Annotated in this window: 12 protein-coding genes; 4 read left to right on the forward strand and 8 right to left on the reverse strand. The window is 49.9% G+C overall.

Features of this window, described 5'->3' with window-relative positions:
- The first annotated feature begins 61 nt into the window (after positions 1 to 61).
- The gene (locus KU854_RS19405) at positions 62 to 493 is read left to right on the forward strand and encodes a DUF2850 domain-containing protein (RefSeq protein WP_255555649.1); all 432 of its coding nucleotides are present in this window, start codon (positions 62 to 64) and stop codon (positions 491 to 493) included.
- A gap of 4 nt (positions 494 to 497) precedes the next feature.
- Here KU854_RS19405 and KU854_RS19410 read toward each other — a convergent pair whose 3' ends face one another.
- Positions 498 to 719, reverse strand: a complete 222-nt coding sequence (locus KU854_RS19410; protein ID WP_218360003.1) for a thioredoxin domain-containing protein — start codon at positions 717 to 719, stop codon at positions 498 to 500.
- 272 nt (positions 720 to 991) lie between these two features.
- Here KU854_RS19410 and mltA point away from each other — a divergent pair, with 272 nt between their 5' ends.
- Positions 992 to 2,086, forward strand: coding sequence for a murein transglycosylase A (gene mltA, locus KU854_RS19415; protein ID WP_218360004.1), 1,095 nt, complete (start codon positions 992 to 994; stop codon positions 2,084 to 2,086).
- 67 nt (positions 2,087 to 2,153) lie between these two features.
- Here the strand turns inward: mltA and KU854_RS19420 are convergent, their stop codons facing one another.
- From KU854_RS19420 to KU854_RS19430, 3 genes are all read right to left on the reverse strand, one after another.
- The gene (locus KU854_RS19420; protein ID WP_218360005.1) at positions 2,154 to 3,122 is read right to left on the reverse strand and encodes a TAXI family TRAP transporter solute-binding subunit; all 969 of its coding nucleotides are present in this window, start codon (positions 3,120 to 3,122) and stop codon (positions 2,154 to 2,156) included.
- A gap of 120 nt (positions 3,123 to 3,242) precedes the next feature.
- Entirely contained in the window at positions 3,243 to 4,076 is an 834-nt protein-coding gene (locus KU854_RS19425; protein ID WP_218360006.1) for a beta-keto acid cleavage family enzyme, read from the reverse strand.
- A 9-nt stretch (positions 4,077 to 4,085) separates the two neighbouring features.
- Entirely contained in the window at positions 4,086 to 5,405 is a 1,320-nt protein-coding gene (locus KU854_RS19430; RefSeq protein ID WP_218360007.1) for an aspartate aminotransferase family protein, read from the reverse strand.
- 125 nt (positions 5,406 to 5,530) lie between these two features.
- Here KU854_RS19430 and KU854_RS19435 point away from each other — a divergent pair, with 125 nt between their 5' ends.
- Entirely contained in the window at positions 5,531 to 6,415 is an 885-nt protein-coding gene (locus tag KU854_RS19435; RefSeq protein ID WP_218360008.1) for a LysR substrate-binding domain-containing protein, read from the forward strand.
- Between the two features lie 92 nt (positions 6,416 to 6,507).
- Positions 6,508 to 7,314: a tRNA cyclic N6-threonylcarbamoyladenosine(37) synthase TcdA gene (gene tcdA / locus KU854_RS19440; RefSeq protein WP_218360009.1), complete on the forward strand. Its 807-nt coding sequence runs from the start codon at positions 6,508 to 6,510 to the stop codon at positions 7,312 to 7,314.
- A 101-nt stretch (positions 7,315 to 7,415) separates the two neighbouring features.
- Here tcdA and phaC read toward each other — a convergent pair whose 3' ends face one another.
- The 4 genes from phaC to KU854_RS19460 form a co-directional block, all read right to left on the reverse strand.
- Positions 7,416 to 9,230: a class I poly(R)-hydroxyalkanoic acid synthase gene (gene phaC / locus KU854_RS19445; RefSeq protein ID WP_218360010.1), complete on the reverse strand. Its 1,815-nt coding sequence runs from the start codon at positions 9,228 to 9,230 to the stop codon at positions 7,416 to 7,418.
- Positions 9,231 to 9,293: 63 nt separating this feature from the next.
- A complete protein-coding gene (locus tag KU854_RS19450; RefSeq protein ID WP_054780419.1) occupies positions 9,294 to 9,641 on the reverse strand; it encodes a phasin family protein in 348 nt (115 codons plus the stop codon).
- Between the two features lie 50 nt (positions 9,642 to 9,691).
- The gene (locus KU854_RS19455) at positions 9,692 to 10,900 is read right to left on the reverse strand and encodes an acetyl-CoA C-acetyltransferase (RefSeq protein ID WP_218360011.1); all 1,209 of its coding nucleotides are present in this window, start codon (positions 10,898 to 10,900) and stop codon (positions 9,692 to 9,694) included.
- Between the two features lie 18 nt (positions 10,901 to 10,918).
- Positions 10,919 to 11,659: an SDR family oxidoreductase gene (locus KU854_RS19460; RefSeq protein ID WP_218360012.1), complete on the reverse strand. Its 741-nt coding sequence runs from the start codon at positions 11,657 to 11,659 to the stop codon at positions 10,919 to 10,921.
- Between the last annotated feature and the right edge of the window lie 71 nt (positions 11,660 to 11,730).

Consider the following 11,730-nt stretch of genomic DNA (forward strand, 5'->3'; position numbering starts at 1 on the left):
TTCGTTGATAGTGACTAAATATTCTTAATTTTGCAAGGGGTGACGCTGCTTCAAACTATTGATGCCCGGCTTTGTCGGCACTGATACTGTTTTTATAATAATATTGTTGATAGTTACTTCTTTTTCTCGTTGGCGAGACGCTATTTTGGGCATTGTCGGTCAGTCTGTTTCTCTTTTTGTGGTGCTTGTTGGAGGCACCATTGGTTTTTTAGTGGCCAAGGATGTCCCGATCTTCGTGGAGGTTGATCAGTCGATCATTTATGGTGAGTGGATAGAACAAGGTGTGGCCCCTTACGCCGCTGATCGTTTTGAGGTGCGAAAGGATGGGATTTATGTAAAAGGTGCCCGCACGACCAGTCATTATGACTTCAACGGCAATAAGCTTATTTATACTGTTGGGAACAACACCTACCTCTATGTTGTGGAAAACAGCAGCACCCTGCAAAGGGAAAAACCCTTCCATTACAGTACGCCATTTGTCAAAGTTCGGTAGCCGTTTAATAGCCGTTGGGTAAAAGGCGCAGCAATTCAGTTACGGGACACAACCCCAGTGCTACCTTTCGAATCCTGTCCGCGACATCGTCGCTGCCACCGAGGCAGCGGCGAATGCTGGCATTGATCATCTCATCTGTACTGCCATCACTGGCAAGTGCACGGATCCATTGATACTCAATGGCATCCGGATCCAACAGGGTTTTGCGTCCAACTTTCAAATTCATCCCGTACTCCTTCACGAAATCTATACGTCTATCTTGCTGATATGGTGGCGGCAAAGGTGTTTAACTTTTAAGACACTTTTGTGTCACCAGATTTAAACTGATATTTATGACGAATATGTGACAAAGTGTTTCAAATGAAGATTGATATGTCATGGATCGCAATATAACTGCCGGTATTCATGTGGCTTTCAGCTTGTCAGATCTGCTTTTCATTGCAGATCTTCCGTGCTTCTGTCACCCTTTGCGCAACGTAATTACGAACAGGATTTCCCGTGAAAAAGGCACTTTCAGTTGTCGGTATTTCTTTACTTCTGGCCGCTTGCGCACGCCCGACGGACAGAGGTCAACAGTATGTAGATGGAAGCTTCGACGAGGTGTTGAACCCGGTGTCGATCATCGCGTCTGACAAGCCCCGTGACTACTCACTATTCCCAGGTCAGCTGGAGAAAGTCGAGACGCTTTCTCCACGGCTCAGTACACCGAATCAAGCGCTGTATGACAGCGTGAAAACCTGGCTGGCAGAGAGTGGGGAGCCGACTGCTCTGGCTGATTACGGTATTTCCCTGGAGCAGATGGGTGGTGGGGATAGCTATGGCAACGTATTGTTTACCGGCTATTTTTCACCGGTGATCGAAATGCGCCATCAGCCGGATGCTGAGTATCGTTATCCGGTCTATGCCATGCCGGAGTGTGGCGAGCGTTGCCCGACCCGCGAAGAGATCTACAACGGCGCGCTTGATGGCATGGGACTGGAGCTGGGTTACAGTGCATCGCTGATCGATAACTTCATTATGGAAGTGCAGGGCAGTGGCTTTATTCATTTCGGCGATACCGACAACCTGGAGTATTTTGCCTACGGTGGGAAAAATGGTCATCCCTATGTCAGCATCGGTAAAGTGTTAATTGAGCGTGATGAAGTGCCGCGTGAGAAAATGTCACTGAAAGCGATCAAAGACTGGGTGGCTTTGCAAGACGAGGCAACCGTTGAAGAGCTGCTGAACCAAAACCCGTCTTATGTGTTTTTCACGCCCAAGGCGGCACACCCAGTAACAGGAACCGCAGGTGTCCCATTGCTGGCTGGCGCATCTGTGGCGGCAGACCGCGAATACCTGCCGATGGGCTCTGTACTGCTGGCTGAAGTTCCGCAGTTGGATGAGCAGGGAAACTGGAATGGACAGCATGTGCTTAAACTGCTGATGGCATTGGATACTGGCGGCGCGGTGAAAAAGAACCACCTCGACCTTTATCACGGTATGGGTGAGAAAGCGGGTATTGATGCCGGGCATCACAAGCATTTCGGCCGGGTCTGGAAGTTGACCAAACCGCCAGTGAGCGCTGAGGCTGAAACAGGCGAAGCCAAACAGTAAGCGGCATTAATACGCAGACATGAAAAAGGCGGGGAAATACCCCGCCTTTTGCCTATCTAAATCTGGCTTACTTGATAAGGCCAGCTTCTTTGTAGTACTTCAGTGCACCAGGGTGCAGAGGTGCAGACAGGCCGTCAGCAACCATCTCTTCTTTATTCAGGTTTGCAAACGCTGGGTGTAGACGACGGAAGTCATCAAAGTTTTCAAACACTGCTTTGGTCACGTTGTAGATCACCTCTTCCGGCACTTCTGCAGAAGAAACGAAAGTCGCGCCAACACCAAAGGTTTGCACGTCACCATCGTTGCCACGGTACATACCGCCCGGGATTGTCGCCTTACGGTAGTAATCGTTGTCAGCAACCAGTTTCTGCGCAGCAGCGTTGTTTACATCTACGATCACGCTGTCACAAGCGGTGGTTGCTTCCTGGATGGCGCCACTTGGGTGACCCACGGTGTAAACCATGGCATCAATTTTGTTGTCACACAGTGCTTTAGACTGTTCAGCCGCTTTCAGCTCGGACACTTGTTTGAAGTCGGCCATGGTCCAGCCCATTTCGTCCATCAGTACCTCAATCGTACCGCGCTGGCCAGAGCCTGGGTTACCTACGTTAACGCGCTTGCCTTTCAGATCATCAAAGGTTTTGATGCCGGAATCAGCACGTGCAACTACGGTGAACGGTTCTGGGTGAACGGAGAATACGGCGCGCAGATCTTTGTACGGACCTTGTTCTTCAAATTTGCTGGTGCCGTTATATGCGTGATATTGCCAGTCAGATTGGGCGATACCCATGTCGAGTTCACCGGCGCGAATAGTGTTGATGTTGTAAATTGAACCACCGGTAGATTCTACGGAGCAGCGAATGCCATGCTCTTTCTTGGTTTTGTTAACCAGACGACAGATTGCGCCACCTGTAGGGTAGTAAACACCCGTAACACCACCGGTACCGATAGTGACAAACTGGTTGGCTTGTGCTGGTACGGCGGTCAGAGCAGCTGCAAAGCTGATTGCGGCCAAAGTTGGTTTTAACGCTTTCATGCTTTTGTCCTTGTCGATGACGTGATTGCTAACGCGGTGAGAATCCGCTGTTAATAAAATGTGAGTCCATTTGCGTCGAAATTATCTGACACTTGGTTTTTCGATCGCAAGAGAGATGCCTCACGATTCAAAGCTACGGCAGATATTTTTTCTTAGATCTTCCGCAGAGTTGATATTTAAGCCCATGCTCCGAGACAAATTAGCCAGTTGGTGAATGAGTTCGGCATTATTTTCCGCACGCTGTCCCGCTAAATTGAGCAGGTTGTTTTCGAAGCCGACCCTGACATCGCCACCGAGCGACATTGCAGCGGCCAGGCATTGATGCTCGTATTGTCCAAAGGCACAGGTCGCCCATGAAACACCACTGTGGCTTAGGCGCTTGATATCGAATTCGAGTAAATCTGTGGGGTCAGATAACATGCCTGTTTTGTACTTCCCCAGTACCAATAGTAGGTGATGCCCGTTGTTCGGCAATGTTTTGTCATTAACCATTTGAAAGTAAAGCGACAAATCTGCCGCATCATACAAAATGTATTGCACGTAAATACGGCGCTCATTGAGTTCATGGAAAAAATGACTGGCTGATTTTTCGAATGAAGCGTTGGGGCGCAGTTCGCGAAGGGCTAGGGAAACGGCTTCAGGCTCTGTTCCCCTGACCAGAGCCATTTGTTCATCCGGCTGATAGAGGCCGACGGCTTCTGTGGTTAATTGGATAACCAACTGGTGGTCAAAACGGGCCCGGGTCTCCACGAGCCACTCCCTGTTTAGGCCCACATCCAGAGTGTGCTTGCCCTGACTGTCACGTACATGCATATGGGCCATGGCGGCACCGGCAGCCTGGCATTGGGTTAGACATTCTGCCATTTCGTCGACAGTCATTGGCAGCTGAGCGTGCTCCTGTTTGCCACGACGCGCCCCATTTGGCGCAACAATAATGGTTCTTCCTTGATGCACGATCATTCCTTAGACAAAGACCTTGTCGAGTGTTATCGCCAGTCGGTTAACCAGTTCATCCATTTCATTGTCGTCGATGATAAAAGGCGGCGCCAACAGGATGTGATGCCCCTGTTTTCCATCAATCGTGCCACCCATGGGATAACACATCAGGCCGTTATCCATCGCAGTGGCTTTGATTTGCTGGTGGAGCGGCCGGCTTGGCGAAAATGGTGTTTTTGATGCCTTGTCTTCCACAAACTCAAGTCCCAGGAATAACCCCCTGCCACGGATATCACCGACAAAAGGATGATCGCCAAGTCTGGCTGTCAATTGTTTGACCAGATAACCCCCTTTTTCAGTCACGTCTTTCAACACTCCGGATTCCAGTGCGTCGAGTGTGGCACAGGCCGCAGCGCAGGCTAATGGATGCGCCATGAAGGTATGACCGTGTTGAAAGTATCCGGTGCCGTGAAAGATGGCATCATAGATTTTGTCATGGATCATCACCGCGCCAATGGGTTGGTAACCTGCTGCCAGACCTTTGGCCATAGTGACCAGATCCGGCACAATCCCTTCCTGCTCATAGGCATAGTAGGTGCCTGTGCGGCCGCAACCACACATAACCTCATCGAGGATCAGCAGGATGCCGTATTTGTCACAGATTTCCCGGATGCGTTTGAAATAGCCCTTTTCTGCCACCAGTGCGCCAGCGGTTGCACCGACAACCGGCTCTGCAACAAAAGCGACAACCGTTTCTGGTCCTACTGCCAGGAGCCGTTCTTCCAGCTCATTGGCAACACGCTGCCCATAATCAAAGTCTGTTTCATCCGCTTGCTTGTCACGGTAGGCATAGCATGGGGCTATTAATTCCCCGTTTTGCATCAGGGGAGCGAAAGGCTCCTTGCGCCACATGTTGCCTCCCACACCCAAAGCGCCCAATGTGTTGCCATGGTAACTCTGGCGCCTTGCTATAAAGCGGGTGCGTGAGGGTTGGCCAATTTCCAGAAAATACTGACGTGCCATCTTCAACGCAGCTTCCACCGCTTCAGAGCCGCCACTGACCAGATAAACGTGGTTCAGCGGCCCAGGGGCTTTGTCCGCCAGCCTATCTGCCAGTTCTTCTGCGGCGGGTGACGTGAAAAAACCAGTATGCGCATAAGGAATAGTGCTCAGTTGCTTTTGAATTGCGCCGAGCACTTGCGGGTGGCTGTGTCCCAAGCAGGAAACGGCTGCGCCGCCACAGCCATCCAGGTAACGCTTTCCCTGGTCGTCGAACAGAAAAATACCCTCCCCACCTGAAACAACGGGAAGTTTTGAATGACAGTGGCGCTGTAGTATATGTGTCATGATGTTTGTCAGCCGCTCCGTGGGCAAAAAAATTGACTAATTCCTGTTCAGTATTAATCGGTTGGAAATTGAACGGCAAACGATATAAATTCAATGGGTATTCCATATTTTCATAGGTGCTATTGATGGCTATGCCTATCCCACCGGTTAAGACATTAATGACCTTTACGGTTGTGGCCCAGACCTTGAGCTTTTCCAAGGCGGCGGTTTTGCTCAACCTGACCCAAAGTGCAATCAGTAAGCAAATCCTGCAGCTGGAAGCACAGATAGGGTGCACCTTGTTCGAGCGCTCCGGCGGGAAAATTGAGCTGACAGAAATGGGGCGGCGTTACCTGCCATCAGTTGTGGAGGCGTTGGAAAACCTGCAGCATGCGACATCCAACATCATGCAGACACCGCACACCAAATCCAGAATTGCACTGTCGCTGCCCCCTTCGGTAGCCAGCATGTGGCTGATCCCCCGCCTTGAACATTTCCGGCAGTCGTTGCCGAACATAGAGTTGGCTGTGAAAGCTTCTATTACCTCTGACATACAAAACCGTTTTCAAGGGGATATCGCAGTGCATTGCTTGCCACTGGCAAACCTGGATGAAGAGGCCGAGTTGCTTGTCCGTGAGCGTTTGATGCTGGTGGTTAGCCCTGCGCTGATTACCTCTCCAATTCGGAATATCCGGGATCTTCTGCTTTATCATTCAATCTCACATATCACCCGTCCCCAAATCTGGCAGCAGTTCTGGCATTCGCACGGTATTGCGCCGGACTCGCCAAGCTATGGGGTGGGATTTGAACACTTCTATATGGCGCTTGAAGCGGTCAAACAGCAGCAGGGCATGGCGCTGATCCCTGAGTTTTTGGTTAATGACAGCCTCTTAAAAGGGGAGGTTATCAACCCACTCGGGCTATATTTTGACAGCCAATATGGCTACTTTTTGTATTCATTGGGCTATAAGCGACGGCTGGAACCTGTGTCTCAGGTGATTAGCTGGTTGCGGGATAAGATGCCGCGCTAAAATGTGCCAATCTGCCCGCTGTGGTGACATGGACATTTGAGCGCCAAGCGAGTATAAACCGCACTCTATTTTCGGAAACAGAGCGAATGAGTATGACCACAACCACTCCTGCATCAGAAAGCTATCAGCAACGTTTTGGTGGCACCCGCCGCCTTTATGGCATGACTGAGCTGGAGATCCTCCGTCAGTCTCACGTGTGTGTGATTGGTATAGGTGGGGTTGGCTCATGGGCTGTTGAAGCCTTGGCGCGAAGCGGCGTGGGTGAACTGACGCTGATTGATATGGATGACATCTGTGTCACCAACATAAATCGTCAAATCCACGCAATGAGTGGCACTGTCGGGCAGAGCAAAATTGAAGTGATGGCCGAGCGTGTACGCGCGATTAATCCAGATTGCGTCGTTCACCTGATTGATGACTTTATCTCAGAAGACAATATTCCTGAGTACATCACCAAAGACTACGATTATGTACTGGATGCCATCGACAGCATTAAGCCAAAAACGGCACTGCTTGCTTACTGTAAGCGCAATAAAATCAAAATTATCACTGTAGGCGGTGCGGGTGGCCAGATTGACCCGACCCAAATCCAGGTGGCTGATTTGACCAAGACCATTCAGGATCCGCTGGCCGCGAAACTGCGCAATAACCTGCGTCGTTTTCATAACTTCACCAAAACGCAGGGACGTAAATTCGGTATCGACTGTGTTTTCTCGACAGAGCAGCTGAAATACCCGCAACCTGATGGCTCGGTATGTGAAGCCAAATCGTCTGCGGAAGGCCCGAAACGTATGGACTGTGCCAGTGGATTTGGCGCGGCGACCATGGTGACGGCGACATTTGGTTTTGTTGCTGTTTCCCGCATCATTGCGAAACTGACCGCGAAGGCAAAGCATTGATATAACAGGTAAATGCCAGTTAAAAAGAAAGGCCGCATTATGACAATGCGGCCTTTTTTATCGCGTCTATCTGCCTCTATAACAGGGTATTAGCCCTGATATTAAGCGTCAGCTGCGTCAACTTTTTTTGCTTCAGTAGCGGCTTTTTCAGGAATAGGAAGCACTTGCTTCACATAATCGCCCGGTGCTGCCTGCTGGACTGGGTTAGCGTCAGAGCCTTGCGCATAAGGTGCGATCTTCTCTTTCGGGCTGTAGGATGCGAGCCACTTATCCCAGTGAGTCCACCAAGAACCCGTGCTGTGCTCTGCTGATTCAAACCACTCATCTGCAGATTCACTCAGCTCATCATTGATCCAGTAGCCGTACTTGCCCTTTGCAGGGTGGTTAACGATACCGGCAATGTGTCCTGATTCACCCAGAACAAACGTCTTGTTACCCCCGACATTCAGTGCACCACGGTAAGTACCTTGCCACAGGGCAATGTGGTCTTCCTTGGTTGAAATGAAATAAGTCGGGATTTTGATTTTATTCAGGTCAATCCAAACACCGCCCACTTTCACACCTTTGTCCTGTACCAGTTTGTTGTTCAGGTACAGCTCGCGAAGCATGAAGTTGTGGGTAGCTGCAGCTACGTTGGTGCTGTCGCTGTTCCAGTAAAGCAAATCGAAATCTACCGGGCTGTTACCCTTGAGGTAGTTATCGATGTAGTAGTTCCAGTACAGGCTGTTTTCACGCAGCAAGCTGAAGGTCACGCTCAGGGAGCGGCCGTCCATAAAGCCACGGGTGCTGTTTTGAAGTTCAATTGCGCTGACAACGCTGTCATTAATGTAAGCGCCGACTTCACCTGGCTGCGAGAAATCTAGCAGTGTGGTGAAGAACGATGCTGACTTGATGCGCGCTTTCATGCGTTTGGCAGCGTAGTAAGCAATCGTACATGCCAGAACAGTACCACCGATACAGTAACCAGCAGCGTTGATTTGCTGTTGCCCCGTGATCTCTTCAATCGCATTCACGGCCTGAACCACGCCGTCAGTAACGTAATCGCCAAACTCTACATTGCGCTGTTCTACACCTGGGTTGCGCCAGGACATCATAAATACAGTGTGTCCCTGTTCGACCAACCAGCGCACCATCGAGTTCTTCTCACGAAGGTCGAGGATGTAGTACTTGTTGATGAAAGGCGGAACAATGAGCAGTGGCGTTGCGTTGACGGTTTCCGTCATCGGACGGTACTGAATCAACTCAAACAGATCGTTTTTAAACACCACATCACCTGGGGTGTTGGCGATCTCCTCACCGAGTTTGAACGCATTGTTGTTAGTCATGCGGACTTTCAGGATATCCGCACTGGACTCGAGATCTTCTTGCAGGGTTTGTAACCCTTTCACCAAGTTCTCGCCGTTTTTCTCCATGGTTAGCTTCAGCAATTCCGGGTTGGTACCCACGAAGTTGCTGGGAGACATAGCGTTGATAGCCTGGCGAGAGAAAAAGGTCAGACGCTCTTTGGCTTTGTCATCCAATCCTTCCACCGCATTAATGGTGTCGAGGAAAGTGCGGCCAAACAACAGGTAAGACTGTTTGATGAAGTTATACATCACTTCATCTTGCCAGCTTTTATCCTGGAAGCGTTTGTCGTCTTTATCTGGCGATACAATTTCTTGATTGTTAGCAGTCAGTGCAACGTTCTGCCAGATCTGCATTTGCTTTTCCCACCACTGCATTTGGATTTGCAACAGTGCAGCAGGCTGGTTTGCGGCATTTTCAAGGAGCTTGGTGGTATCTTCGATACTCAGCTCTTGCATTGCTTTGTTGAGTGGGGTGTTAACGGCTGCCTTGCCTTGCTCAAGATCCTTCCACCATTTCTGGTTACTCTCTTGGAGTTTTACAAGGTAGTCCGAGAAGAAGTTATGATACATGTCTAAACCCTCTTGATCGGAAAATACTCCGCCCTCTAGCAAAGAGGGCGGAGTCACCTTGAATTAGGCTGGAGTGACAGATTTCAGGTTGTCAGCAGTCAGTTTTTCCAGATCATCTTTGAACTCTTTCGCAATCGCTTGAAGCTTCGCGCTGTCGTCCATCATTTGTTGAGACAGTTTAGTCATCGCTGCCAGTTGTTGGCTGCTGTATGCAGTCATTGAAGTCACGTCAGTTACTTCGCTTGCAGCTTTCACTTGAGCCAGGCCCATTTCGCTGTAAGTTTTTACAGCGCTCAGTTGAAGCTCGGTCAGCGTTTCTACGTTTTTCGCTACCAGCTTGTTGAATTTGATGTAAGGCGCCAGAGTTTTTTCAGTTTGCTCTGAGAATGCTTTAAACATATCAGTGTACATGGTGTTTCTCCTGAGTGTATTAATTAGATCCAAGGGGGTTTAACATTGTGTTAGCCGACACGTTTAACGACTACTGCCGTACCCATGCCGCCGCCGATGCAAAGCGAAGCAACACCATATGTGCCTTCGCGCTTTTCCAACTCGTGGATCAGTGAAACCAGAATGCGGTTACCTGATGCCCCGAGAGGGTGACCCAATGCGATTGCGCCGCCATTGACGTTCGCTTTCTCCAAAATGCTGTCAGTGCTGACGTTGTGTGTGTCCGCCAATTGGTGAACAACGCCCAGCGCCTGAGCAGCAAAAGCTTCGTTGAGCTCAAAAAGATCCACATCGGAAATCGACAACTCTGCTTTTTTCAGAGCTTCGGTTACTGCACCCACAGGGCCAAGGCCCATGATTTTAGGATCTAACCCAACTTGCGCGTAGCTAGTGATTTCAGCCAACGGTTTCAAGCCAAGGCGTTTGACTGCTGCTTCAGAAGCAACGACAACTGCACTTGCTCCGTCATTAAGACCAGATGCATTACCGGCAGTGACTGTACCTTCGCGGTCAAAGGCGGGACGTAGCTTACCCAAACCTTCTTGTGTGCAATCTGCTTTCGGATATTCATCGGTATCGAATGACACGGTCTGACGGCGTTGCTGCACTTCAACTGGCACGATTTCATCCTTGAATCGACCTGCTTCAACAGCGGCAACCGCTTTCTGTTGGCTTTGTTGGGCGTAGGCATCTTGCTGCTCGCGGCTTAAACCGACCTGCTTGGCAACATTTTCTGCTGTTACGCCCATGTGGTATTGGTTGTAAACATCAGTCAGACCATCGCTGATGAGCAGGTCTTTAAGGCTGATGTCGCCCATTTTTTGTCCGTTGCGCAAAGAACCTGACGCAGCGAAAGGAATTTGAGACATGTTCTCAACGCCAGCCGCAACGACGACATCGGCATCGCCACAACGGATGTGAGCAACTGCATCCATCACGGCTTTCATGCCGCTGCCACAAACCATGTTGATAGCGTAGGCAGGCACAGATTCAGGTAAGTCTGCAAAGATAGCTGCCTGACGACCGATGCCCATGCCTTGACCCGCGCTGACAACGTTACCGAGGATGAGTTCGTTGACGTCGTTAGGGGAAACATTACCTGCTTCCAGTGCACCTTTAACAGCGACTGCTGCCAGTTTGCCCGCAGGAACGTCTTTCAATGAACCGGTGAACGCACCGATAGCAGTGCGCTTCGCCGCAACGATATACACTTTTTCCATGTGTTGTATTTCCCTGTTTTAGTGCATGTACAAGCCGCCGTTGACCGACAGCGTTTCACCAGTGATATATGCGGCAGAGTCGCTAGCCAGGAATGCCACGGCATCAGCGATCTCTTCTGGACGAGCCAAACGTTTCATTGGAATTTCATTACGGATTGAATCCAGAACTTCCTCACGCATCGCTTCAACCATTGGCGTTGCTGTGTAGCCAGGTGCAACCACGTTAGCAGTAACGCCGTAACGAGCACCTTCGAATGCCAGTGATTTGGTAAAACCGATCATGCCGGCTTTTGCTGCCGCATAGTTGACCTGGCCAAATTGACCTTTAAGGCCGTTGACGGAGGAAATGTTAATAACGCGGCCGCCGCCTTTTTCACACATGGCAGCAAACAGGGGTTGGGTGACGTTGAAAAGACTATTGAGGTTTGTATCGATAACAGCATGCCAGTTTTCAGCAGCCATTTTCTTGAACAGACCGTCGCGGGTAATACCGGCATTGTTCACAACAATGTCGATAGTCCCTTCTTCCTCAAGAAGGATAGGAAGACGTTCTGCACACTCGGCGGTGTTTGTAACATCCAGTTCAAAAAGGCGAACTTGGTCTGAGTTGAATTTCTTCTCTTCAAACCATTGCTCAGCGCAAACCAGATTACCGGTAAAGTAGGTCGCAATCACTCGATAGCCTTCGTTAACCAGCTTTTCTGTGATCGCCGAACCGATACCACCTTTAGAACCGGTGATGAGCGCGAGTTTCTTCATTGATGACTCCATTCATAACAACAAGCAATTTTACAAGACCCTGTAACTGCATTTGGAAGTCCAAAAATACA

Origin of the sequence: Enterovibrio paralichthyis, from assembly GCF_019209835.1 — a bacterium.
GTDB classification, from domain to species: Bacteria; Pseudomonadota; Gammaproteobacteria; order Enterobacterales; family Vibrionaceae; genus Enterovibrio; species Enterovibrio paralichthyis.